This is a genomic window from Burkholderia sp. BCC1640, assembly GCF_902833125.1.
Taxonomy (GTDB): Bacteria; Pseudomonadota; Gammaproteobacteria; order Burkholderiales; family Burkholderiaceae; genus Burkholderia; species Burkholderia diffusa.
This window is the reverse complement of sequence record NZ_CADFEF010000001.1, coordinates 234,001-257,015: the sequence shown is the minus strand read 5'-3', so window position 1 is coordinate 257,015 and position 23,015 is coordinate 234,001. Positions and strand designations below refer to the sequence as shown.

Below are 23,015 nucleotides of genomic sequence, written 5' to 3'. Positions count from 1 at the left end.
GCACCAGCGTTCGGCGACAGCCTGTAGAAATCCGCCATCATACTGTCCCGGTCAGCCATTTCATGCCAAAGACACGACCCGTTCGGCTAAGATGCCGTCGCTTCATATTTCGAGATAGCCGTCCCTGTCGCACGAGTTCAAACCAAATATAAGCCTGACAGTTCGACGGTATTACAAGAAGTCGAAACAGTCCGGGGGCTTGGCAGTGGAAGCAGCAGATCAGAGGTGGGTCGTAATCTATTTGAGTACGGGGTTTTCCTTGGCGCAGGCCGCGCGCCTTGGCGAGGCCTTCAATCTGGCGAATCGCCTGCACGCGTTCAGTGCGGATTACCAGCTGAAGTACGTATCGGAAAGCGGGGGATTGCTGCAGTCGTCGTCGGGCGTGCAGATCGCCGCCGATCCGCTCGGTGACGAGCACGGCCATCGTGCGCTCGCGTTCTTTCATCTTCATGGTGACCGCGCGTCGGTCAACTGGAACGATGCATTGCGGCGTCGGCTCAGCGACATCCGCCGGCATGCGCGATGGATCGTCGACGCGATGGACCTGTCGACGCTCGCCGCGTCGCAGCGGCAGACGGATGGAAGTCACGCGCGAACCGATCGCGCGCGCCGGACGGCGGCCACGGTCGAACTGCAGGCCGGCGAGGCCGACGTGTTCTCGGCCGTGCTCGACATGTTTCGCGCCGATCTCGGCGACAGCGCCGCGCAGGAGATCGCCAGCAACCTGATGCGGCCGGTCGAGCAGCGCTATGCACAGTCGATGTGGGCGTTTCGCGAGCTGAGCGCGAGCCCGTCGATCAGGATGTCGGCGCAACGGCTGCGCGCGCAGAGCGCGAACCGCATTTCGATCGCGGAAGTCGCGCAGACGGCCGCGATGAGCGAGCGCAATTTCCTGCGGCGCTTCAAGAAGGAAATCGGCGTGACGCCGACCGAGTTCGTGCAGCACGTGCGGCTCGAGCGCGCATGCCACATGCTGATCCACACGACGCTGCCGGCCGACAAGGTCGCGCGGCGCACGGGCTTCGGCAGCGGCGAGCGTCTGGCGAAGCTGTTTCGCCAGCGCCTGCGGGTGTCGCCGACCGAATTTCGCGTCGCCGAGCGCGAACGGATCCTGACGAACGGCGCCGGCGCGGCCGATCCGCAACTCGTGCCGCGGCCCGCGAAATCCGGCGGCGAGCGGGCGAGCCGGGGCGCGCGCGCCGATGCGCGGGAGAAAACGGGCCGGATAACCGTAAAATCACCGTGTCGCGATCACGATCCCCGGTTTCCATGCCCTTGCTCCCCACTACCGCCACAGCCCCCTTCTGCCCGTCGGAAGTAAAGGGCAGCATTACGATCGACGCCGGCGCGTCGCGCTGGATGAAGCTCAAGCGCTTCTTCGGCCCGGGCCTGCTGGTCGCGATCGGCTACATGGATCCCGGCAACTGGGCCACCGACATCCAGGCCGGCTCGCAGTTCGGCTATTCGCTGCTGTGGGTCGTCGCGTTCTCGAGCCTCGCCGCGATCTTCCTGCAGATGCTCGCCGCGCGGCTGGGCCTCGTCGCGGGCAAGGATCTCGCGCAGGCCAGCTACGACCGCTATGGCCGCCTGGGCCGCATCGTGCAATGGGTGACCGCCGAGGTGTCGATCATCGCGTGCGACATCGCCGAAGTGCTCGGCTGCGCGCTGGCGTTCAAGCTGTTGCTCGGCGTGCCGCTCGCGTGGGGGATCGTGCTCACCGCGCTCGACACCGTGATCGTCCTCGGGCTGCAGGGCAAGGGCGTCCGGCAGATCGAGGCGATCGTGCTCGGGTTGATCGCGACGATGGCGTTCTGCTTCGTCGCGCAGGTCGCGATCACGCCGCCCGACTGGCATGCGGTCGCGGCGGGGCTCGTGCCGGGCGATCCGGGCCACGACCGCAAGGACGCGATCGTGCTCGCGCTCGGCATCGTCGGCGCGACGATCATGCCGCACAACCTGTATCTGCATTCGTCGGTCGTGCAGACACGCCATGTCGTCGGCGGCGCGCGCGGCCTGATCCGCGACACGCTCGCGCTGGTGCGGATCGACACCTGCGTGTCGCTGTTCGTCGCGATGCTCGTCAATGCGGCGATCCTGGTCGTCGCGGGCGCGGCGTTCCATGCGACCGGCCAGCACGACGTGACTGACATCGAACAGGCGTACCGGCTGATCACGCCGATCGCGGGCGGCGCGGCCGCGCTGCTGTTCGGCATTGCGCTGCTCGCGTCGGGGCAAAGCTCGACGCTGACCGGCACGATCGCCGGCCAGGTGATCATGGACGGCTTCCTGCACACGAAGATTCCGTGCTACCAGCGCCGGCTGATCACGCGCGGGCTCGCGCTGGCGCCTGCGCTGATCGGCGTGCTGTGGCTCGGCGAGAACTCGGTCGGGCAACTGCTCGTCTGGAGCCAGGTGTTGCTGAGCCTGCAACTGCCGTTCGCGATGTGGCCGCTGATCCGGTCGGTCAGCGATCGCGACGTGATGGGCGAGCATGCGATCGGCCGCAGGATGCAGATCGCAGCATGGACGCTGTTCGCCGTCATCACCGGCACGAACCTGCTGCTGATTACGGGTGTCGCGGGCTGATACAGCCTGTCACAGGCTGAAACAGGCGCGTGGCGCGCGTGCGTTAAACTGCGCGTTTTGCCAGCCGTTCGACGTCCGTTATGTGGAGTGAAATCAGCAACATCGGCGACGCCGCGCTGACCTTGCCGGTCGCGCTGACCTGCGCGGTCTGGCTCGCGCTGTCCGACTGGCGGCTCGCGGTGCGCTGGATCGTGCTGCTCGCGGCCGGCATGAGCCTGGTCGGGGCGACCAAGATTCTCTATGCGGGCTGCGGTGTCGAGATCCCGCAGTTCGACTTCCGCGTGATCAGCGGCCATACGATGCTGTCGACGTCCGTGTGGACCGTCGCGCTGTCGATGCTGTGGCAGGCCTTCCGTGCGGGCAAGGTGCCGGGCGTGGCGGCGGGCCTCGCCGTCGGGGCGGTGACGGCCGTCGCGCGCGTGTTCGACCATTCGCACACGATTCCCGAAGTCATTGTCGGCTGGCTGCTCGGCGCGCTGGTTGCGCTGGTGTTCCTGCGGACCTACGACCGGGCGCACAAGCGCTCGTTCTCGCCGCGCATCGCGGCCGTCTGCCTGCTGCTCGTGTCCGGCATCGCGTACGGGAATCGCGCACCGTTCCAGCAGATGATCGATACGCATTCTCCGCAGTTCTGTGCATTCATGCGCACGTCCGGCAACGGGTTCTGACGGTCGTTTTTCCCGGGGCGTCGGTGTCCCGGTGTCAGGCGAGGTGGTCGCCCGCAGTGGCGGCTCCGCCGAGTCACATTCAATTCTTTCCTCGTCATTGTCAAAATCCGGCGTTCCGCGTTCATTGAATCGGTATTCGCGGTGATCCGGCGCGCGGGACACGCTCGTCCCGTCGCTCGGAGAGGCGAAGGTCATGAGCCGGGTCTATGACCGGGCATTACGAATATTCATTTCATCGATCGGCGGCAATCGCGTACGCTGGCGTTCGTTCGATCGTGGCCGGCAGCGGCGGCCCGCCCGATTTGTCCGACGCGGTGCGGTCGGCTCGCTATACTCGCGCAAACCGCGCGGCCGTCGGCCCGCGCACGGCAACCGCCGTCGCGGCACCGGTCCGCCACGACGATTCACGATAGGAGCAGGTCTCATGACAGTCGTTTCCCCGCGCCTCGCAGGCAAGTGCGCGTACATCACGGGCGCCGCCGGCGGCCTCGGCCGCGCGATCGCGCGCCGGATGGTCGAGCAGGGCGCGCGCGTGTTCCTGACCGACGTCGCCGACGCGGCGGTGCTCGACGCGTTCGCGCAGGAACTCAATGCGGGACACGCGGCGCCGGTCGCGTTTGCGGCCACGCAGGACGTGCGCGACGAGGCGCGCTGGCAGGCGCTGCTCGCGCAGGCGAACGAAGCGATGGGCGGGTTGTCGGTGCTCGTCAACAATGCCGGCGTCGGGTCGATCGGCGCGCCCGCGCAGATCGAGCTCGACGAATGGCGGCGCGTGATGGCGATCAACGTCGAGAGCATCGTGCTCGGCTGCAAGCACGCGCTGCCGTACCTGGGCGCGAGCCACCCGGCGTCGATCATCAACATCTCGTCGGTGGCCGCGTTCAAGGTCGAACCGGATTTCACCGCGTACAACGCGTCGAAGGCCGCGGTCGCGTCGCTGACGAAGTCGGTCGCGATCGACTGCGCGCGCCGCGAGCTCGACGTGCGCTGCAACTCGATTCACCCGGCGTTCATTCGCACGGGGATCGTCGAGCCGCTGTTCCAGTCGCTCGGCGAACGCGATGCGACGCGCAAGCTCGCACGCGGCATTCCGCTGCGCCGGCTCGGCGATCCGGACGACGTCGCGCATGCGGCCGTCTATCTCGCATCCGACGAAAGCCGCTTCGTAACGGCCGCCGAACTCGTGATCGACGGCGGCATGTGCGCGGTCTGACGCGCATCGACGACAACAACCGGAGGAGAACATCGTGTCGACACCCGTGAACCGCCAGCTGCTGCTGAAGACGCGCCCGGAAGGGCGGGTCGGCCGCGAACACTTTTCGCTCGTCGAAACGCAGGTGCCGGCGCTCGCCGACGGCGAAGTGCTCGTGCGCGTGCTGTATCTGTCGATGGATCCGACCAACCGCGTGTGGATGAGCGACGTCCCGCAATACCTGCCGCCGGTCGCGATCGGCGAAGTGATGCGCGCCCTCGGCATCGGGCGCGTGGTCGCGTCGCGCCATGCGGGTTTCGCGCAGGGCGATCTCGTGCAGGGGCTGGTCGGCTGGCAGGACTATGCGGTCGTGCCGGCCGAGCAGGCCGCGCAGCTCGTGAAGCTGCCCGCGCAGTCGGGCCTGCCGCTGCCGACGCTGCTCGGCGCGTGCGGGATGAGCGGCCTGACCGCCTATTACGGGCTGACCGACATCGCGCCGGTGCAGCCCGGCGAGACGCTCGTCGTGTCGGCGGCGGCCGGGTCGGTCGGCTCGATCGCCGGCCAGATCGGCAAGATTCACGGCGCGCGCGTCGTGGGGATCGCGGGCGGCGCGGACAAGTGCCGCTACCTGACCGAGACGCTCGGCTTCGACGCGGCCGTCGACTACAAGGCCGACGATTTCCGAGAGCAACTGAAGGCAGCGACACCGGACGGCGTGCACGTGAACTTCGAGAACGTCGGCGGCGAGGTGATGCGCGCGGTGCTGTCGCGGATGGTGATCGGCGGGCGCGTTGCGCTGTGCGGCGTGATCTCGAACTACAACAGCGGCCGCGCGGCGGACGACGTCGGCGTGCTGATCTCGAAGCGGCTCACGATGCGCGGCTTCCTGATCCTCGACTACCGCAAGAGCCGCGAAGCGGTGCAGACGCTCGCCGGATGGCTGCGCGACGGCCGGCTCAAGGCCGAGGAAACCGTCGCCGACGGGCTCGAGAACGCTCCCGACGTGCTGAATCGACTGTTCGACGGCGACCATCGCGGCAAGCTCGTGCTGCGCGTCGATCCGGATGCTTGAGCCGCGGCACGCGCGCGCGTTGAGTCTGCATCGTCCGGCATCAATTTAAGACTCGTCCCATATATTGTTCCGGCCGCTCTCCTTAAAGTAATTGCCAGCAAACGGCGGCGTGACATGCGCGTCACGCCGCCGTTTTTCATTTGCACGGCAAAACGGGAGGCGAAACATGCAAACGAAGACGGGGCAGGCGGCACCGGCGGCGGTGCGTGATCGAACGAAGCGGCGCATTGGCACAAGGTTGCGGATCGTCGCAACCGGGTTCGGCATCGTGTTCGCGATGTCGGGCGCGGGTGCGGCCGAGCAGGCTCACGCGAATGGGATTGTGCAATTCACCGGCGCGCTCGTCGATCTGTACGACGTGCGATTCGGCGCGCCGTCGATCGGCGCGTCCAGCAGCGCGACCGCGGCGACACTCCGGTTCGATGCGCATGGCCGGCGCCTGCCCGGCGCGCATGTGACGCTCGTGGAACTGGACGGCCAGCCGCTTTCGCGGCCCGCGGAAGCGCAGGTTCGCGCGACATGGCGCGATGCGCGCGACGATCGGATCGTGCCGCTGGAAGCGGGCCGTGCGCATCGTGTCGGCCCGTATGGCGGCGAGCTGACGGTCGCGGGGCCGGACATGGAAACGGGCGCCGTGGCGCCCGTTGTGATCAGGATTCAACATCCGTGACGCGTTGCGTCATTCCCCTTGTTCGGCGCGCGCGTAGATGTCCCAGCTCGCCATGAACAGCGCGGCGACGAGCGGTCCGATCACGAAGCCGTTGATGCCGAACAGCGCCATCCCGCCGAGCGTCGAGATCAGCACGACCCAGTCGGGCATCTTCGTGTCCTTGCCGACGAGGATCGGTCGCAGCAGGTTGTCGACGAGGCCGATCACGCCGACGCAGAACGCGACGAGGATCACGCATTTCCAGATCGCGCCGATCGCGAGGAAATAGAGCGCGGCGGGCACCCACACGAGGCTCGCGCCGATCGCCGGCAGCAGCGACAGGAACGCCATCAGCGCGCCCCACAGCACGACGCCCTCGATCCCGAGGATCCAGAAGATCAGGCCGCCGAGCGCGCCCTGCACGAGCGCGACCGCGATGTTGCCCTTCACGGTTGCGCGTACCACCGTCGTGAACTTCGCAAGCAGCAGGTTCTTGTGCTCTTCGTCGAGCGGCATCGCGCGGCGCACGCGGCGGCCGATCTCGCCGCCGTCGCGCAGCAGGAAGAACACCATGTACAGCATCACGCCGAAGCTGACGACGAACTGGAACGTGTTCTGTCCGATGCTGAGCGCCTGGGTTGCCGCGAACTGGCTGATCTGCGCGGCGCCGTCGGTCAGCTTCTTCTGGATGCCGGGGATGTTGGTCAGCCCGTATTTCTGCAGCAGGTTCTGGATCGACGTCGGCAGCGCGTGAATGATGTCATGGAAGTACTGCGAATAATTCGGTTGCGCGTTCTTGAGTTCCTGGTACACGTACGCGATTTCCTGCACGAGCGTCGCCGCGACGAATACGAGCGGCAGGATCACGATCAGGATGATCAGCGACATCGTCACGAGCGCGGCCAGGTTGCGCCGCTTGCCGAAGCGCGCGGCGAGCCAGCGCTGCACCGGCTGGAACAGGATCGCGAGAATGGTGCCCCAGAAGACGGCGCCGGAGAATGGCGCGAGAATCCAGCACAGTCCGACGGTGACCGCGAACAGCAGGAAATAGAAGAATTTTTGGTGATCGTGTCCGCTATCCATGGATGGTTCGCGCAGATTGATGCCTGGTTTGATTGAATTTCGTTGCCTCGGGCGCGATCGGCTCGCGAACGTCACGGGTTCGCGGCGAAGCGCGCGCAGGGCGGCCCGACGGGCAGTATGCCCGCAAAGGTGCCGCCATCATAGCCGCTGCGCGCGGCGCACGCGAAAACGCCGCGACCGGAGTCGCGGCGTTGCCGGGAAGCAAATCGGCCCTGGGGCCGTGACGGCTCGTCAGATGTGGAGGCGGGTGACCTTGGTGCCGTTGACCGACAGGTCGCCCATCAGGCCCGCGTTGGTCAGGACCAGTACCTCGACCGGAGCGGTGGCCATGTTGGAATCGACCGCACCGTTCGCGCCGACCTTCACGACCGCGACGGAGGCGTCGGCGCCGGCCGACCAGCCTTCGGACTTGCGGAACGAGTCGAGCGCATCCTGCGTCATGAACAGGAACACGATCGCCTTCGATTGCGCGCCGGCCTGCAGGCCGACCGACAGCGACGACGTGTTGTAGTACCCGACGGTGCTGCCGCCGACACGCAGCGCGCCGTTGCCGGACTGACCGCCGACGATGAAGCCGGCCTGCAGCACGTTCGGGAACACGAGCACGCCGCGCGATTTCGCGACGAGTTCACGCGAGCCTGGCACCGTCGAATAGAGGCGCGATAGCGTCGCATTCACGCTCGCGTCGATCGATTCGCGTTTCGACGCGCTGGCCGATGCGTTGTCGGGTTTGTCGGGCGTGGTGGTGCAACCGGCAAGGGCGAGACTGCCGAGCATGACGGCGGCGGCGGCCTTCAGGGCGAGAGACTTCTGCATGGCGTTTCTCCTTCGTTGTCGGGTTGAGAACGGATGGGGCGGGCGGCGGTGCGGGCAGCCCCGTTCAACGACGGGCAAGCAGCAGGCCCGCGACGAACGCGAGGCCCGCGACGACGCCCGCGGTCTGCCATGGGTTGTCGTGCACGGCTTGCGACACGCGCTCGGCCGAATCGCGCAGCCGGGCGGCCGCGCTGCCCGACGCGTAGTCGAGCGTGCTGCGCGCTTCGTCGAGCCGCGACTGCACGCGCTTGCGCAGCGCGGCGATATCGCCGTCGCCGTCGTTCTTCAGCAGGTCTTCCAGTTCATCGACCAGCCCGCGCAGATCGTCGGACACGTCCGCATGCAGGTCGCGGGCGGCCGAGCGTGCCGAGCGTCCCACGCGCCGGCCGGTGCGACGGATATCGGACAGGCCGCGGTCCAGCTTGTGTTCGATCGAGTCGGTGAGCGCCATGATGTTTATCCTCCTTGGATTTGGTTTGCAGCCCGGATTTGCAGGCCCATTTGAAGATAAGACGAATCCCAGCAACCAATGTGATTCACATCAGCCAATTGAGTTTCGAGACAAATTTTCAATTCGTCTGCAAGTTTCCCGGGAAGCCCCGCGCGACGGGGCGCGGCGGCGGTTGAAAAAATTTCGCGCTTCGGGCGAAACGACCTAGCGAGCCGTTGCGCGACGTGAAAGTCCGGTAAATATGGCGTCGCCCGATGCGTCAGGTAAATAGTGCCATTGCACGTGCCATACCGATGCAATTGCACTAATCGTCCATTTCTTCGTGGAGCAGGGTTTGTGCCCGCGATGGCCTCAGGCGGCGGCGCCGTCCAGCCCGAGGCGCATGACGACGGGATCGTGGTCCGACGAGCGATATGCATCGGATGCGTAACAGGCGGCCCGTGGTGCCTGGGTTTTGTAATCGGGCACGGATTGCTGCGCGATCGGCTCAGCGGCGTTGGTGTGTCAGGCATGCACGGCCTTCACGCGCGCGGCGAAAACGGCGAAGCGAGGCGGCGGCATGAACGGCGGCAGGTGTGACATGGAGCGCTCCACGGGAAGAAAATTCGAAGGTCCGGGCAAGCATCCTGACGGCAAAATCGCGTGTTGTGATCGAATTGGCCATCAGGCCAGTGCCGAACGGCCAACGATGAAGGCAGGGCCGGCCCGGGCTGCTACGCTTCGCATCTGACGCATCGTTCCGGCCTGCGATCCGAACGCGTCCGCGCACGGCCCCCACAGGAGATTTCCATGTCCTACATGCTGTTGATTGTCGAACCGACCGGCCAGCGCGCCGAACGTACGCTCGAAGACGGGCAGGCGCTGTACGCGCGAATGGTCGATTTCGCGGAGACGCTGAAAGCGCGCGGCGTGCTGCGCGGCGTCGAGTCGCTGGAGCGCTCCGAGCGCGCGACGCGCGTGCAGGTGCGCGAAGGCGAGACGCGCCTCGTCGACGGCCCGTTCGCCGAGGCGAAGGAAATGGTCGGCGGCTTCTTCATCGTCGACGTCGACACGCGCGAGGAAGCGATCGAGATCGCGCGCCAGTGCCCGGCCGCGCAATGGTGCACGGTCGAAGTGCGCGCGGTCGGCCCGTGCTTTCTGTAACGGCTGCGCCTCGGTATTTACCCTGATTCGTCGCGCGGCCCGTCGATCCGGCGGTCTGCCGCCCGTCGTCCGGATAAGGCGCCGATGAACGGACGCCCCTTTTCACCGATGACAAGGAGTGAGCGATGCGATTCATGATCATGATCCGGGCGAACGCCGTCAGCGAATCCGATGCGTTGCCGGACAACCGGCTGGTCGAGGCGATGACGGTCTACCACGAGGAGCTGGCCAGGGCCGGCGTGCTGCTCGACGCGAACGGCTTGCGGCCGAGCGCGCGCGGCTGGCGCGTGCAGTACACCGGCGGCAAGGGCACGGTGGTCGACGGCCCGTTCGCGGAGACGAAGGAGCTGATTGCCGGCTACACGCTGATCCAGGTGCGCTCGCGCGACGAGGCGCTCGAATGGACGCGCCGGTTTCCCGCGCCGTTCGGCGCCGAAATGGACTGCGAGATCGAGGTGCGGCCGCTGTTCGAGCTCGACGACCTCACACCGAGCGACGCGGTCGAGCGGTTCCGCGATCTCCACGTCGGCCGCACCCAAGCCTGAATCTGCCTGAATCCAATCTCACCGGAGCATCCGTCATGCACAAGATGGTCTTCATCAACCTGCCCGTGGCCGACCTGCCGCGCTCGAAGACGTTCTATCAGGCACTCGGCTTCGAAGTCGTACCGGCCTATACCAACGATCAGGCCGCCTGCATCAAGATCAGCGACACGATTTTCGCGATGCTGCTCGTGCGGCCGTTTTTCCAGACCTTCACCGGCAAGACCATCGTCGATCCGGCGACGCAGGTGCAGGCGCTGTCGTGCCTGTCGTGCGACAGCCGCGCCGAGGTCGACGAGATCGTCGCGAAGGCGCTCGCGGCCGGCGGGTCCGCGCCGCAAGCGCGGCGCGAGTATCCGAACATGTACGGCCACGGTTTCGACGATCCGGACGGCCACGCATGGGAGCTGATGGCCATGCCGCTGGATACTGCCACCCAGGGGCAGGCGTCGTGACGCGTGAGGCGACTCACCGTGCGATCGAAGCGGTCTGGCGGATCGAGGCGCCGAAGATCATTGCCCGCGCCGCGCGCGTGGTGCGCGACGTCGGCGTGGCCGAGGAACTCGCGCAGGACACGCTCGTCGCGGCGCTCGAGCACTGGCCCGTCGACGGCGTTCCCGACAACCCGGCCGCATGGTTGATGACGGCCGTGAAGCGGCGCGCGCTCGACCGGGTCCGGCAGGAGTCGCTGCATGCAGCGAAGCGCGACCAGCTCGGGCATGAAATGGACGCGCTCGAAGCGCACGTCGTCCCCGACATCGCGGATGCGCTCGCCGATGCGAGCGACGACGATATCGGCGACGACCTGCTGCGGCTGATCTTCACGTCATGCCATCCGGTGCTGTCGACCGATGCGCGCGTCGCGCTGACGTTGCGGCTGCTCGGTGGGTTGACCACGAGCGAGATCGCGCGCGCGTTCCTGTCGCCCGAGCCGACGATCGCGCAGCGCATCGTGCGCGCGAAGCGCACGCTCGCGGCGGCGCGCGTGCCGTTCGAGGTGCCAGCCGTGGATGCGCGGCCCGCGCGGCTCGCGTCGGTGCTCGAAGTGATCTACCTGGTGTTCAACGAAGGCCATGCGGCGACCGCAGGCGACGACTGGACGCGCCCGGCGTTGTGCGACGAGGCGCTGCGTCTCGGCCGCGTGCTGGCCGGGCTCGTGCCGGACGAAAGCGAGGTGCTCGGGCTGGTCGCGCTGATGGAACTGCAGGCGTCGCGCATGCACGCGCGGACCGATGCGCAGGGGCGGCCCGTGCTGCTGCTCGACCAGGATCGCTCCCGCTGGGATCCGCTGCTGATCCGGCGCGGCCTCGCCGCGCTCGAGCGGGCGACGAAGCTCGGCGGCGTGCGCGGCCCGTATGCGCTGCAGGCCGCGCTGGCGGCGTGCCATGCGCGCGCGCGGCACGCGTCGGAAACGGACTGGGCACAGATCGTCGCGCTTTACGACGCGCTGGCCGAAGTCGCGCCGTCGCCGGTGGTCGAGCTGAATCGCGCGGTGGCGGTGGGGATGGCGTTCGGGCCTGCCGCGGCACTGGAAATCGTCGACGTGCTGCGCGACGATCCGGCGCTCGCTCGCTATCACTGGTTGCCGAGCGTGCGCGGCGACCTGCTCGCGAAGCTCGGCCGCACCGACGAAGCGAAGGTCGAGTTCCGTCGTGCGGCGGAGTTGACCCGCAACGAGCGTGAAAGGGAATTGTTGTTGAAGCGCGCGACGGATGCGTGATGCGTGACGAGCGACGCCGGTGCGAGCGCACCGGGCGTCGCGCCAGAAACCAGAAGCCCGAAGCCCGAAGCCGAGTCCTGAGCATATCGCCGACCCACCCGACGACGCGACCCATCCGCTCCCGCCCGTCAACTGTCCCTCATTCCCGCCCTCCGCTATCGAGCGGATTGAAAAAGCCTATTGGGGGATGCGAACGCCAGCGCCTAGATTAAAAGGCACGAAGCGTGCGCGTCCGGCCTGCGCTTCGTTCCCCACATACATCATCGGCCCGGCTTCGCACGCGGCCGCGCCGACTCGAACGGAGGCGCAAATGGCTCAACTCAAGGGCAGCAAGACCGAAGAGAATCTGAAGGCCGCATTCGCGGGCGAATCGCAAGCGAACCGGCGCTATCTGTATTTCGCTTCGAAGGCCGACGTGGAAGGCCAGAACGACGTCGCCGCGCTGTTCCGCTCGACTGCCGAAGGCGAAACGGGCCACGCGCACGGCCACCTCGAATACCTCGAAGCAGTCGGCGATCCGGCGACGGGGCTGCCGTTCGGCTCGTCGCGGCTGAACCTCGAATCGGCGATCGCCGGCGAGACGCACGAATACACCGACATGTATCCGGGCATGGCGAAGACGGCGCGCGACGAAGGCTTCGACGAAATCGCGAACTGGTTCGAGACGCTCGCGAAGGCCGAGCGCAGCCACGCCAACCGCTATACGAAGGCGCTCGACGCACTCGTCGACTGACGCGAGTCCGGCAGCAAGGCAGCACGGCCCGGCCCGACATCCTGCGGCCGGCCGTGCGTTGATCGCTGCCCGCATCACGCGGGCGGCGCGTCCGCGCGCATGCGCGCCACGCTGGAGCGCCCCATGCCACACAAGGAAGGCAGTCTCGAAGCCCCGACGCGGCATCCGCTCGACTGGCAGTCCGAAGCGTTCTACGACCAGGCCGCGATCGATGCGGAAATGACGCGCGTGTTCGACATCTGCGCCGGGTGCCGGCGCTGCGTGTCGTTGTGCGGCGCGTTTCCCGCGCTGTTCGATCTCGTCGACGACACGCCGATGGGCGACATCGAGGAAGTGCCGAAGGACGCGTTCGGCAAGGTCGTCGACCAGTGCTACCTGTGCGACCTCTGCTACATGACGAAATGCCCGTACGTGCCGCCGCACGCATGGAACGTCGACTTCCCGCACCTGATGCTGCGCGGCAAGGCGGCGCGCTACAAGCGCGGGGAGGCGCCGCTGCGCGACAAGGTGCTGTCGAACACCGACGCGCTCGGCCATTTCGCGGGCATTCCGATCGTCACGCAGGCGGTGAACGCGGTGAATCGCACGCCGCCCGCGCGCCACGCGCTCGAAGCGGCGCTCGGCGTCGATCGCAACGCATGGCTGCCGGAGTTCGCGCCGCGCAAGTTTCGGCGTGCCGCGAAGCGCTCGGACGGCCCGCCGGCACGTGATGGCGAACGCACGCCGGGCAAGGTCGCGATCTACGCGACGTGCTACGTGAACTTCAACGAGCCGGGCATCGGCCACGACCTGCTCGCGATCCTCGCGCACAACGAGATCCCGTACGAGCTCGTCACGCGCGAAGCGTGCTGCGGGATGCCGCTCCTCGAGCAGGGCAACCTTGCGGGCGTCGCCGCGAAGAAGGCCGTGAACATTCCGGTGCTGGAGCGTTATGCGCGCGAAGGTTACGCGCTGATCGGCGCGATCCCGAGCTGCGTGCTGATGTACAAGAGCGAACTGCCGCTGATGTTTCCCGGCGACGACGCCGTGCGCGCGGTGGCCGACGCATTCTGGGATCCGTTCGAATACGTGATCGCGCGGCATCGCGACGGTTTGCTGAAGACCGATTTCAAGCAGGGCCTCGGCACCGTGTCGTATCACGTGCCGTGCCACGCGCGCGTGCAGAACATCGGCCGCAAGACGGCCGACACGCTGTCGCTCGTGCCCGATACGCGCGTGAACGTCGTCGAGCGCTGCTCGGGGCATGCGGGCACGTTCGGCGTGAAGAAGGCCTTCCATGCGGACGCGATGCGGATCGGTGCGCCGGTGTTCAAGGCGATGGCCGAGCCGAAGCCGGATGTCGTGTCGTCGGACTGCGCGCTCGCCGGCCATCACATCGTGCAGGGCATCGACGAGAAAGGGTTGCCCGCCGCGCCGCTCGCGCATCCGCTGACGCTACTGCGCCGCGCGTACGGCATCTGAACCGGCCGTTCAACGAAGACATCGACGCTATCCAAGGACACGCCATGACGCTGACCCGCGACTCGCTGCTGACGCTCGAAGCGTACGCGAAGATCCGCAAGGCCGAACACGCGAGGCTCGTCGCGTACAAGCGCCGCCGCGCGGTGGCGCTCGGCAACCATCTGCGCCTCCTGTTCGAGGACGAGACCACGATCCGCTACCAGATCCAGGAAATGCTGCACATCGAGAAGATCTTCGACGAGGCCGGCATCGAAGGCGAACTGGAAGCCTATCTGCCGCTCGTGCCCGACGGCACCAACCTGAAGGCGACGCTGCAGATCGAATACGAGCACGAGGCCGAACGGCGGGCGGCGCTTGCGCGGCTGATCGGCGTCGAGGATCGCGTGTACCTGCGCGTCGACGGGCACCCTGACGTCTACGCGATCGCCGACGAGGATCTCGATCGCGACAACGCGGAGAAGACCTCGGCCGTGCATTTCGTGCGCTTCGAACTGGACGGGCCGATGCGCGCGGCGCTCAAGGGCGGCGCGACGCTGTCGATCGGCTGCGATCACCCGGCCTATACGATGCCGCCGCAACGCGTGGACGCGGACGTCGCCGCGTCGCTGGCCGGCGATCTGCGCTGATCCGCGCGGCCGGGGTGCCGCTTCACGTATCGCGCGAGTCCACGTTGTTCCGACCCGAAACGCGGCGCCCGATCGTCGCGCCCGCCGCCGTTGGCTGTCTGCTACGCCGAGATGTAACAAACTCGTCGACGCTTGCATGCGCAGAAACAATGTGCCTCGACCTCAGACCGCTTTCATTACTCGCGGAGAAACAATAACAAGATTGTGCGCGGGGAAAATTCAGTTGAATGCAATTTGAACGAATTACCGATCCGTGAATATCTTGTTACGAAATTTTCCCTGATTTACCGATTTTCGGCGGCGATTCCCGGGAGGGTTGCGGGCAAGGGTCGGAACAACGCTGGAGGCCTGTCTGGCGGGCCTCGCAAAGCCCCGCCAGACGGGGCTTCCCAGCATCTCGCATAAGGATCGCGTAAAAAAATTCAAGCGTAAATTGATTGCGCATCCATGGCAGGTTGTTTCAGTGCGTAACATTAAGTCATTGTCATATTGAGATAAACCCTGAGGATGGTATGCTTCGTGCACAAAAATTCCCACATTGGAGTGAGACCGTAGTTTGTGCGCCATTGCCGTGAATGGCGGCACCGTGAAAGTGCGGTGTCGCACCGGCATGCACAACAATCGGATAACCATAATGTGCAACCGGGCCGCCCCGTGACGCGATGCGTGACGACGGCGCCGACAATCGCAGCCCCGGCCTGGCTGCGTGGAGAAATCGACTATGTTCTTCGATGAGCTTAACGATGAAGAGTGGTTTCGACTTTCAGCGCTGATCGCCGATGAACCCATTCGGCTGAACCGTCGAGGCCGTCCGCGAGCCGAACCGCGCGTCGTCGCCAACGCGGTTCTCTGGATCCTGACGACCGGTGAAGCGTGGTCGAAACTACCCGGGCGCTATCCGTCCGGGCCGACGTGCCGCCGCCGCTACGAGGAGTGGCTCGCGAACGGCACGCTGCTGCAGATGATCGACGTGCTGACCCAGTTCAGCGGGCGCACGTTCGCGTACGTGCCGCCGCCGCCGGTGCCGGTCGCGCCGGCATGCCGTGCGGAGCCCGTGCCCGACAACGACCGTCTGCGCGGCGTGTTCTGGCAGAACCCCGAGTCGTGGCAACTGCCGGTCGCGCAGGCAAACGTTTGGGATGGCGAGGGCGCTTCGCTGACCGCGATGCCGAACGGCGCCGCCGAAGCATCGTCCGGTGCGTCGTTCGCGGTGCCGGGTGCGCAGCCCGCGGGGCTGCGTCACGGGCGTCCGTCCGCCGCGAGCTTCGCCGCGGCCGAACCGCAAGTCGACGAATACCGCGGCTATACGATCCGCGGCAGCGCGCAGCCGGTGCAGAACCTGATGTACCGCGCGTGGGCCGAGATCATGCAGGACGATCGGCGCGTCGAGCGCTCGGGCCTGATCGGCCCGCGCTTCACCGATGCGGAGGAAGCGGAGCAGTACGCGCTCGACTGGGCGCGTCAGTGGATCGATCGCCATGGAGCGAGCGACGAACCGGTGCGTGCGCCGCAAAGCGAGGTGCTGGCCGGCCTGTCCGCGCTGGCGCGTGCCGAGTCGGACATCAAGCGCTTTATCGCCGAGCGTCGTGCGGGCGCGTTGTCCGAGGGCCGCAACGACCCGGTGCAAGCGGACCGCCGCGAATACGCGTATCGCGTAGGTTGATCGTCGTCCGAACGAAAACGCGCGGGTCGTCGTCCGTCACGACGCCCGCGCGTTTTTTTGTGTTCGTCATTTCCGTGATGCCGGGCGCACCGTCGACACGGCGCGCCCGGCAGGCATTGCGTCACTGGCGTCCGTAGGTATCGTCGAAGCGGACGATGTCGTCCTCGCCGAGATACGCGCCCGACTGCACTTCGATCAGTTCGAGCGGCATCTTGCCCGGGTTCTCGAGACGGTGCGACACGCCGAGCGGGATGTACGTCGATTCGTTTTCGGACAGCAGGAAGGTTTCGTCGCCGCGCGTGATGCGCGCGGTGCCGCGCACGACGATCCAGTGTTCGGCGCGATGGTGGTGCATCTGCAGCGACAGTCGCGCGCCCGGCTTCACGACGATGCGTTTCACCTGGAAGCGCTCGCCCGTGTCGACCGAGTCGTAATGCCCCCACGGGCGATGGACCTTGCGGTGATCGGTCGCTTCGGCGCCGCGTTCGGCCTTGATGCGCCCGACGATTTTCTTCACGTCCTGCACGCAGGACTTGTCGGCGACGAGCACGGCATCGGGCGTTTCGACGACGACGAGATTGTGTGTGCCGACACACGCGACGAGCCGGCTTTCCGAATGCGCGAAGGTCGATTCGGCGTTTTCGAACAGCACGTGGCCGCGGCCGACGTTCTCGGCTTCGTCCTTCGGCAGGATCTGCCAGATCGCGTCCCAGGAACCGACGTCCGACCAACCCGCGTCGAGCGGCACGACGACGCTTTCGCACAGCTGCGGCAGGTTCACGAGCCGCTCCATCACCGCGTAGTCGATCGAATTCGACGGCGACGCGGCGAACGCGTCGCGATCGACGCGGAAGAAGTCGCCGTCGTCCTTGCCGCGTGCGACGGCCTGCTCGCAGGCCGCGAGGATCTCGGGTTCGAGCTGGCGGATCGCGTTCAGCCACACCGACGCGCGCACGATGAAGATCCCGCTGTTCCACCAGTATTCGCCGGATGCGACGTACTGCTGCGCGAGTTCGAGATGCGGCTTCTCGACGAAGCGGTCGAGACGGCGCACGTCGAGGTTGCCGGTGGCGGCGTCGCCGAGCGGCGCGCCGACGCGGATGTAGCCGTAGCCCGTTTCGGCGCGGCCCGGCACGATGCCCATCGTCGCGATCTTGCCCTGGGCCGCGCAGTGCACGCCGGCCGCGACGGCCGCATGAAAGCGCGGCTGGTCGGCCACCGCGTGGTCGGCCGGCATCACGGTCATCACGGCATCGCCGCCGCCGGCGACGATCCGCAGCGCGGCGAGGGTCAGCGCGGGCGCGGTGTCGCGGCCGAGCGGCTCGAGCATGATCGATGCACGCTTGCCGGTCAGGCGCAGTTGTTCGGCGGTCGTGAAGCGGTGATCCTCGCCGCACACGATCAGCACGTCGTCGTTCAGCGGATGACCGGTCGCGAGGCCGTCGAGCCGCAGCGCGGTGGATTGCAGCAGCGAATGATCGCCGAGCAGTCCGATCAGCTGTTTCGGATAGTGTTCGCGCGACATCGGCCACAGACGCGTGCCCGAACCGCCGGCAAGGATCACCGGCTGCACCGCGACACGCGTCGCGGCGTCGGTTGCGGCGGAAGAAGAAGGGCGCGTATCGGCTGCCACGGCCGGAGCATTCATGATGACACTCTCCTCGATTGAAGTCAGTGCCTGTTTTGTAGCATGAAGTAAATCGACAATAAAACCGGGCGATATGCGCGATATTCGGCGCGCATGCGTCATGGAAATTTTTCCCCTATCGCACGCGATGCAAATAAAAAAATAAAAAATAATTCGCTGAATCTGGCTGGGGCCCCATCCTGCAAAGGGTTGGCGGGGTCCGTAAAGTTCTCGAAAAAATCCCGATTCACGACCGATTCGGGAAAACGTGCCGATTTAATTCAAGAATTGCGCGGCAAGAATTTCCGATTATTTTTCGAAATACTTGAGCGCTTGAGGCGCGATTTTCTTGTCGCTTCAATAGCGTCATGCAACGTTTGAATCGAAGGTGCGGCACGGGCTGCACGAGGAGCTGTTCGGCAAACGCCTGTTCAAAGAGGAAGCGGACATGTTGAGCGTGCTGGCGAGAGTCATCGATATTGCGATGGTCGTGTTGGGGGCATTGATCGCCGCCGCGCTGCACGGCGGCAGCATCTGGCTCAACGACCTGCAGCGCACGACGGTGCTGTTCGACTGCCTGCTGGTCGTCGTGTTCTTTCCGGCCATCGGCATTTACCAGTCGTGGCGCGGCAAGCGTCTCGTCGGGCTGGTGGGGCGCGTCGCGTTCGCGTGGCTGGTGGTCGAGCTCGCGGGCATCCTGATGAGCTTCAGCTTCCACCAGTCGGGCGACCTGTCGCGACTGTGGCTCGGTTACTGGGCGCTCGTGACGATGGCGCTGCTTGCCGGCTCCAAGGCTTGCGTGCACGTCGTGCTCCGGCAACTGCGCCGCGGCGGCTACAACCTGAAGGCGGTGGCGATCGTCGGCGGCACGCCGGCGGCGCGGCGGCTGATCGCACAGATGCGGGCGCGTCCGGAAGCGGGCTTCAACCCGGTGTGCGTGTACGACGAAAGCGAAGTGCCGGGCGAAGTCGCGCTCGACGACGTGCGCATCGAGCGGCAGTTCGAATCGCTGGTGTGGCTGGTGCGCAGCCGCGCGATCAGCGAGCTGTGGCTCACGCTGCCGATCACGGAGGAGCGCCGGATTCACCAGATCGTGACGGTGTTCCGCCACGACTTCGTGAATATCCGTTTCATTCCGGACGTGCGCACGCTGTCGTTCTTCAACCAGGAAGTGGTCGAGGTGCTCGGCGTGCCGGCGATCAACCTCGCGGCGTCGCCGATCACCGACGTGCGGATCCTGCCGAAGTTCGTGTTCGACCGGCTGTTCGCGCTGGCGGCGCTCACGGCGCTCGCGCCGGCGATGGTGCTGATCGCGTGCCTGATCAAGCTCACGTCGCGCGGGCCGGTGTTCTTCCGCCAGAAGCGCAAGGGCATCGACGGCCACGAGTTCGAGATCTACAAGTTCCGCTCGATGAAGGTGCATCAGGAAGTCGCGGGGCAGGTCACGCAGGCGACCAAGAACGACACGCGCGTGACGCCGGTCGGCCGCTTCCTGCGTCGCACGAGCCTCGACGAACTGCCGCAGTTCATCAACGTGCTGAAGGGCGAGATGTCGGTCGTCGGCCCGCGGCCCCATGCGCTCGCGCATGACGACATCTACAAGGATCTGGTGAAGGGCTACATGTTCCGCTACCGGATCAAGCCGGGCATCACCGGCTGGGCGCAGATCAACGGCTTTCGCGGCGAGACCGACCAGATCGAGAAGATGATGGGACGCGTGAAGCTCGATCTGTACTACATGCAGAACTGGTCGTTCTGGCTCGACATCAAGATCGTCGTGCTGACGCTCTGGAAAGGCTTCACCGGCAGCAACGCGTACTGACGCGGTTTCATCCCGCGCAGACACTCCGGTTTCACGAATTTCGAATCATTGGTCACGAGGTCCGACACATCATGAATCTGACTATCATCGGCAGCGGTTACGTAGGTCTTGTCACCGGCGCCTGTCTCGCCGACATCGGGCACGACGTGTTCTGTCTCGACGTCGATCAGGCGAAGATCGACGTCCTGAACAGCGGCGGTGTGCCGATCCACGAGCCGGGCCTCAAGGAAGTCATCGCGCGCAACCGCGCGGCCGGCCGCCTGCGCTTCTCGACCGACATCGAGGCCGCGGTCGCGCACGGCGACGTGCAGTTCATCGCGGTCGGCACGCCGCCCGACGAGGACGGTTCGGCCGACCTGCAATACGTGCTCGCGGCGGCGCGCAACATCGGCCGCACCATGAAGGGCTTCAAGGTGATCGTCGACAAGTCGACGGTGCCGGTCGGCACGGCCGAGCGCGTGCGCGCGGCGGTGGCCGAGGAACTCTCGAAGCGCGGCGGCGATGCCCCGATGTTCTCGGTCGTGTCGAATCCGGAATTCCTGAAGGAAGGCGCGGCGGTCGACGATTTCACGCGGCCGGACCGCATCGTGATCGGCTGCGACGACGACGTGCCGGGCGAGCGCGCGCGCGAGCTGATGAAGAAGCTCTACGCGCCGTTCAACCGCAACCACGAACGCACGCTGTACATGGACGTGCGCTCGGCCGAATTCACGAAATACGCGGCGAACGCGATGCTCGCGACGCGCATCTCGTTCATGAACGAGCTCGCGAACCTGGCCGACCGCTTCGGCGCCGACATCGAGGCCGTGCGCCGCGGGATCGGTTCCGATCCGCGCATCGGCTATCACTTCCTGTATGCGGGCTGCGGCTACGGCGGCTCGTGCTTCCCGAAGGACGTCGAGGCGCTGATCCGCACCGCCGACGAGCACGGCCAGTCGCTGCAGATCCTGAAGGCCGTGTCGTCGGTCAACGCGACGCAAAAGCGCGTGCTCGCCGACAAGATCGTCGCACGTTTCGGCGAGGACCTGACGGGCCGCACGTTCGCGATCTGGGGTCTCGCGTTCAAGCCGAACACCGACGACATGCGCGAGGCACCGAGCCGCGAGCTGATCGCCGAGCTGCTGTCGCGCGGCGCGCGCATCGCGGCGTACGACCCGGTCGCGCAGCAGGAAGCGCGCCGCGTGCTCGCGCTCGATCTCGCGGATCACCCGAGCTGGCTCGAGCGCCTCACCTTCGTCGACGACGAGGCCCAGGCCGCGCGCGATGCCGACGCGCTCGTGATCGTTACCGAATGGAAGGTGTTCAAGAGCCCGGATTTCGTCGCGCTCGGCCGTCAATGGAAATCGCCGGTGATCTTCGACGGCCGCAACCTGTACGAGCCGGAGACGATGAGCGAGCAAGGCATCGAATACCACCCGATCGGCCGCCCCGGCTCGCGCCAGGCCGTCGCCGCCCGTGTGCCGGGCGCCGCGCGCGCCAGCGCGTAATCCGCGCGTCGCCGTTACCCGTAACCCGAATCGAGACGCCATGTTCCGGAACATCCTGATCGTCTGTCACGCGAACGTCTGCCGCAGTCCGGCGGCGGAACTGCTGTTCAAGTCGCACGCGGCGTCGCGTGGCGGCCCGCGCGTGACGTTCCACTCCGCCGGCGTGCGTGCGAACGACGGCGACGGCATCGATCCGGTGATGCGGCAACTGCTCGCCGAGCGCGGCGTCGATGCAACGACGCACCGGTCGCGGCGGCTGTCGCGCCGGATCGTGCGCGACGCCGACCTGATTCTCGTCAGCGAGCGCGAACAGATCAAGGCCGTCGAATCGGTCGATCCGTTCGCGCGCGGCAAGGTCCACCTGCTGGGCAAGTGGGAGGACGCCGAGATCGCGGATCCGCATGGCGGCCCCGAGGCCGACTATCGCGAGAGCTACTCATTGATCGAACGTCTGGTTCAAGGATGGCTGCAAAAACTATGCTGAAACGTCCCATGCGCCCGCTGGCGCTCGCCGTCGCGATGACGACATTCCTGTCGGCCTGCGCGACCGCGCCCGGCAACTATCTCGACTCGTCGAACCTGAAGGACGAAGGCCGGCAAGGCCAGGCCGAAACCTATCCGGTTCATTACATCGACGCGAAGCTGGTGATGGATCAGCTGCAGAAGCAGCAGGTCGAACACCCGCTGCCGCCGAGCCGTTACACCGATCCGTCGCAGTACGTTTACCGCATCGGCCCGCAGGACATTCTCGGCGTCACCGTGTGGGACCACCCCGAGCTGACGACGCCGCAGGGCCAGTCGTTCTCGAGCGGCGGCAACACGACGCAGACGATCGCGGGCGCGCTGCAGCAGCCTTATTCGTCGTCGCTGCCGGGTCAGGCCGATCCGTACGGCCAGACGGTGGCCGCCGACGGCACGATCTTCTTCCCGTTCGTCGGCCGCATCCACGTGGCGGGCAAGACGATCGCGCAGACGCGCGACGAGCTGGCCACGCGCCTCGCGCGCTACGTGAAGAATCCGCAGCTCGACGTGCGCGTGCTGTCGTTCCGCAGCCAGAAGGTGCAGGTGACGGGCGAGGTGAAGACGCCGGGCCCGCTCGCAATGAGCGACGTGCCGCTGACGCTGGTCGACGCGATCTCGCGCTCGGGCGGCTCGACCGCCGAGGCCGACCTGCAGCGCGTGCGCCTGACGCGCGACGGCAAGCTGTACACGCTCGACGCGAACGGCGTGCTCGACCGCGGCGAAGTGAAGCAGAACGTGATGCTGCAGCAGGGCGACATCGTCAACGTGCCGGACCGCAGCGACAGCCGCGTGTTCATCATGGGCGAGGTCAAGACGCCGGTCACGGTGCCGATGCTCAAGGGCCGGCTGACCATCGCCGACGCGCTGACGGCCGGCGGCGGCATCCTCGACACCGATGCGAACCCGCGCAAGATCTACGTGATGCGCGGGATGCGTGACAACCCGACGAAGCCGGAAGTGTTCCGTCTCGACATGACGCAGCCGGACGCGCTGATGCTGTCGAGCCGCTTCCCGCTCCAGCCGCTCGACGTCGTCTACGTCAGCACGGCCAGCTCGGTGCAGTTCAACCGTGTGCTGCAGCAAGTGCTGCCGACGATCCAGACGATCTTCTACATGCGGCAAATCACGCGCTGATAGCCCGCCGGGGCGGCG

At 66.4% G+C, this 23,015-nt stretch carries 23 protein-coding genes and 1 pseudogene; 19 read left to right on the top strand and 5 right to left on the bottom strand.

What is annotated here, in order from left to right:
- Positions 1-259 precede the first annotated feature (259 nt).
- The 6 genes from HWX25_RS01190 to HWX25_RS01165 all read left to right on the top strand — a co-directional run bounded on the left by HWX25_RS01190 (position 260) and on the right by HWX25_RS01165 (position 6,188).
- A complete protein-coding gene (locus HWX25_RS01190) occupies positions 260-1,321 on the top strand; it encodes a helix-turn-helix domain-containing protein (RefSeq protein WP_175906582.1) in 1,062 nt (353 codons plus the stop codon).
- Positions 1,270-2,586: an Nramp family divalent metal transporter gene (locus HWX25_RS01185; RefSeq protein WP_175906580.1), complete on the top strand. Its 1,317-nt coding sequence runs from the start codon at positions 1,270-1,272 to the stop codon at positions 2,584-2,586. Before HWX25_RS01190 ends, HWX25_RS01185 begins: the two co-directional genes overlap by 52 nt.
- 80 nt (positions 2,587-2,666) lie before the next feature.
- The gene (locus HWX25_RS01180) at positions 2,667-3,254 is read left to right on the top strand and encodes a phosphatase PAP2 family protein (protein WP_175906579.1); all 588 of its coding nucleotides are present in this window, start codon (positions 2,667-2,669) and stop codon (positions 3,252-3,254) included.
- A gap of 424 nt (positions 3,255-3,678) precedes the next feature.
- Positions 3,679-4,467 (top strand): SDR family oxidoreductase, encoded by a 789-nt coding sequence (locus HWX25_RS01175; protein ID WP_175906578.1) that lies wholly within the window; start codon positions 3,679-3,681, stop codon positions 4,465-4,467.
- 34 nt (positions 4,468-4,501) lie between these two features.
- The gene (locus HWX25_RS01170; protein WP_175906577.1) at positions 4,502-5,518 is read left to right on the top strand and encodes an NADP-dependent oxidoreductase; all 1,017 of its coding nucleotides are present in this window, start codon (positions 4,502-4,504) and stop codon (positions 5,516-5,518) included.
- A gap of 166 nt (positions 5,519-5,684) precedes the next feature.
- Positions 5,685-6,188, top strand: a complete 504-nt coding sequence (locus tag HWX25_RS01165; protein ID WP_175906576.1) for a thioesterase — start codon at positions 5,685-5,687, stop codon at positions 6,186-6,188.
- A gap of 9 nt (positions 6,189-6,197) precedes the next feature.
- Here the strand turns inward: HWX25_RS01165 and HWX25_RS01160 are convergent, their stop codons facing one another.
- The 3 genes from HWX25_RS01160 to HWX25_RS01150 form a co-directional block, all read right to left on the bottom strand.
- On the bottom strand, positions 6,198-7,250 hold the full coding sequence (locus HWX25_RS01160; RefSeq protein WP_059531628.1) for an AI-2E family transporter: 1,053 nt from the start codon (positions 7,248-7,250) through the stop codon (positions 6,198-6,200).
- A 231-nt stretch (positions 7,251-7,481) separates the two neighbouring features.
- Positions 7,482-8,066, bottom strand: a complete 585-nt coding sequence (locus HWX25_RS01155) for a YSC84-related protein (protein ID WP_175906575.1) — start codon at positions 8,064-8,066, stop codon at positions 7,482-7,484.
- A gap of 64 nt (positions 8,067-8,130) precedes the next feature.
- Positions 8,131-8,517, bottom strand: a complete 387-nt coding sequence (locus HWX25_RS01150) for a DUF883 family protein (RefSeq protein WP_059531622.1) — start codon at positions 8,515-8,517, stop codon at positions 8,131-8,133.
- Between HWX25_RS01150 and HWX25_RS01145 the strand changes: the two genes are divergently transcribed.
- Positions 8,516-8,725, top strand: a complete 210-nt coding sequence (locus HWX25_RS01145; RefSeq protein WP_159085694.1) for a hypothetical protein — start codon at positions 8,516-8,518, stop codon at positions 8,723-8,725. The genes HWX25_RS01150 and HWX25_RS01145 overlap by 2 nt on opposite strands.
- 143 nt (positions 8,726-8,868) lie before the next feature.
- On the opposite strand, the pseudogene HWX25_RS33330 reads toward HWX25_RS01145, so the two are convergent.
- Positions 8,869-9,051: pseudogene (locus tag HWX25_RS33330) on the bottom strand (hypothetical protein); the annotation flags it as partial.
- Positions 9,052-9,306: 255 nt separating this feature from the next.
- Here HWX25_RS33330 and HWX25_RS01140 point away from each other — a divergent pair.
- From HWX25_RS01140 to HWX25_RS01105, 8 genes are all read left to right on the top strand, one after another.
- Positions 9,307-9,660, top strand: coding sequence for a YciI family protein (locus tag HWX25_RS01140; protein WP_059689518.1), 354 nt, complete (start codon positions 9,307-9,309; stop codon positions 9,658-9,660).
- 125 nt (positions 9,661-9,785) lie between these two features.
- Positions 9,786-10,205 (top strand): YciI family protein, encoded by a 420-nt coding sequence (locus HWX25_RS01135; protein ID WP_175906574.1) that lies wholly within the window; start codon positions 9,786-9,788, stop codon positions 10,203-10,205.
- Between the two features lie 35 nt (positions 10,206-10,240).
- Entirely contained in the window at positions 10,241-10,657 is a 417-nt protein-coding gene (locus HWX25_RS01130) for a VOC family protein (RefSeq protein ID WP_175906573.1), read from the top strand.
- A complete protein-coding gene (locus HWX25_RS01125; RefSeq protein WP_175906572.1) occupies positions 10,654-11,922 on the top strand; it encodes an RNA polymerase sigma factor in 1,269 nt (422 codons plus the stop codon). The genes HWX25_RS01130 and HWX25_RS01125 overlap by 4 nt, the downstream gene beginning before the upstream one ends.
- A 310-nt stretch (positions 11,923-12,232) precedes the next feature.
- Positions 12,233-12,655 carry a rubrerythrin family protein gene (locus HWX25_RS01120; protein WP_059466550.1) on the top strand — a complete coding sequence of 141 codons (423 nt, stop codon included), beginning with the start codon at positions 12,233-12,235 and terminating at the stop codon, positions 12,653-12,655.
- Between the two features lie 123 nt (positions 12,656-12,778).
- On the top strand, positions 12,779-14,116 hold the full coding sequence (locus tag HWX25_RS01115) for a heterodisulfide reductase-related iron-sulfur binding cluster (protein WP_175906570.1): 1,338 nt from the start codon (positions 12,779-12,781) through the stop codon (positions 14,114-14,116).
- A 44-nt stretch (positions 14,117-14,160) separates the two neighbouring features.
- Positions 14,161-14,742 carry a DUF3501 family protein gene (locus HWX25_RS01110; protein WP_059531610.1) on the top strand — a complete coding sequence of 194 codons (582 nt, stop codon included), beginning with the start codon at positions 14,161-14,163 and terminating at the stop codon, positions 14,740-14,742.
- 721 nt (positions 14,743-15,463) lie between these two features.
- Complete coding sequence (locus HWX25_RS01105) at positions 15,464-16,405, top strand: DUF6566 family protein (RefSeq protein WP_175906568.1); 942 nt, start codon at positions 15,464-15,466, stop codon at positions 16,403-16,405.
- 121 nt (positions 16,406-16,526) lie between these two features.
- On the opposite strand, the gene HWX25_RS01100 is transcribed toward HWX25_RS01105, so the two are convergent.
- Positions 16,527-18,053 (bottom strand): mannose-1-phosphate guanylyltransferase/mannose-6-phosphate isomerase, encoded by a 1,527-nt coding sequence (locus tag HWX25_RS01100; protein ID WP_175906566.1) that lies wholly within the window; start codon positions 18,051-18,053, stop codon positions 16,527-16,529.
- A 427-nt stretch (positions 18,054-18,480) separates the two neighbouring features.
- Between HWX25_RS01100 and HWX25_RS01095 the strand changes: the two genes are divergently transcribed.
- From HWX25_RS01095 to HWX25_RS01080, 4 genes are all read left to right on the top strand, one after another.
- Entirely contained in the window at positions 18,481-19,854 is a 1,374-nt protein-coding gene (locus HWX25_RS01095) for an undecaprenyl-phosphate glucose phosphotransferase (RefSeq protein WP_059819613.1), read from the top strand.
- A 71-nt stretch (positions 19,855-19,925) separates the two neighbouring features.
- Positions 19,926-21,341: a UDP-glucose/GDP-mannose dehydrogenase family protein gene (locus HWX25_RS01090; protein ID WP_175906564.1), complete on the top strand. Its 1,416-nt coding sequence runs from the start codon at positions 19,926-19,928 to the stop codon at positions 21,339-21,341.
- Positions 21,342-21,381: 40 nt separating this feature from the next.
- A complete protein-coding gene (locus HWX25_RS01085) occupies positions 21,382-21,825 on the top strand; it encodes a low molecular weight protein-tyrosine-phosphatase (RefSeq protein WP_059531598.1) in 444 nt (147 codons plus the stop codon).
- A complete protein-coding gene (locus HWX25_RS01080) occupies positions 21,819-22,997 on the top strand; it encodes a polysaccharide biosynthesis/export family protein (protein WP_175906562.1) in 1,179 nt (392 codons plus the stop codon). The genes HWX25_RS01085 and HWX25_RS01080 overlap by 7 nt, the downstream gene beginning before the upstream one ends.
- Positions 22,998-23,015 lie beyond the last annotated feature (18 nt).

Coding starts and splice junctions, on each gene's coding strand:
- HWX25_RS01185 (WP_175906580.1), top strand. CDS start 1,270: ATGCCCTTGCTCCCCACTACCGCCACAGCCCCCTTCTGCCCGTCGGAA.
- HWX25_RS01180 (WP_175906579.1), top strand. CDS start 2,667: ATGTGGAGTGAAATCAGCAACATCGGCGACGCCGCGCTGACCTTGCCG.
- HWX25_RS01175 (WP_175906578.1), top strand. CDS start 3,679: ATGACAGTCGTTTCCCCGCGCCTCGCAGGCAAGTGCGCGTACATCACG.
- HWX25_RS01165 (WP_175906576.1), top strand. CDS start 5,685: ATGCAAACGAAGACGGGGCAGGCGGCACCGGCGGCGGTGCGTGATCGA.
- HWX25_RS01160 (WP_059531628.1), bottom strand. CDS start 7,250: ATGGATAGCGGACACGATCACCAAAAATTCTTCTATTTCCTGCTGTTC.
- HWX25_RS01155 (WP_175906575.1), bottom strand. CDS start 8,066: ATGCAGAAGTCTCTCGCCCTGAAGGCCGCCGCCGCCGTCATGCTCGGC.
- HWX25_RS01145 (WP_159085694.1), top strand. CDS start 8,516: ATGATGTTTATCCTCCTTGGATTTGGTTTGCAGCCCGGATTTGCAGGC.
- HWX25_RS01150 (WP_059531622.1), bottom strand. CDS start 8,517: ATGGCGCTCACCGACTCGATCGAACACAAGCTGGACCGCGGCCTGTCC.
- HWX25_RS01140 (WP_059689518.1), top strand. CDS start 9,307: ATGTCCTACATGCTGTTGATTGTCGAACCGACCGGCCAGCGCGCCGAA.
- HWX25_RS01135 (WP_175906574.1), top strand. CDS start 9,786: ATGCGATTCATGATCATGATCCGGGCGAACGCCGTCAGCGAATCCGAT.
- HWX25_RS01130 (WP_175906573.1), top strand. CDS start 10,241: ATGCACAAGATGGTCTTCATCAACCTGCCCGTGGCCGACCTGCCGCGC.
- HWX25_RS01120 (WP_059466550.1), top strand. CDS start 12,233: ATGGCTCAACTCAAGGGCAGCAAGACCGAAGAGAATCTGAAGGCCGCA.
- HWX25_RS01115 (WP_175906570.1), top strand. CDS start 12,779: ATGCCACACAAGGAAGGCAGTCTCGAAGCCCCGACGCGGCATCCGCTC.
- HWX25_RS01110 (WP_059531610.1), top strand. CDS start 14,161: ATGACGCTGACCCGCGACTCGCTGCTGACGCTCGAAGCGTACGCGAAG.
- HWX25_RS01105 (WP_175906568.1), top strand. CDS start 15,464: ATGTTCTTCGATGAGCTTAACGATGAAGAGTGGTTTCGACTTTCAGCG.
- HWX25_RS01100 (WP_175906566.1), bottom strand. CDS start 18,053: ATGAATGCTCCGGCCGTGGCAGCCGATACGCGCCCTTCTTCTTCCGCC.
- HWX25_RS01095 (WP_059819613.1), top strand. CDS start 18,481: ATGTTGAGCGTGCTGGCGAGAGTCATCGATATTGCGATGGTCGTGTTG.
- HWX25_RS01090 (WP_175906564.1), top strand. CDS start 19,926: ATGAATCTGACTATCATCGGCAGCGGTTACGTAGGTCTTGTCACCGGC.
- HWX25_RS01085 (WP_059531598.1), top strand. CDS start 21,382: ATGTTCCGGAACATCCTGATCGTCTGTCACGCGAACGTCTGCCGCAGT.
- HWX25_RS01080 (WP_175906562.1), top strand. CDS start 21,819: ATGCTGAAACGTCCCATGCGCCCGCTGGCGCTCGCCGTCGCGATGACG.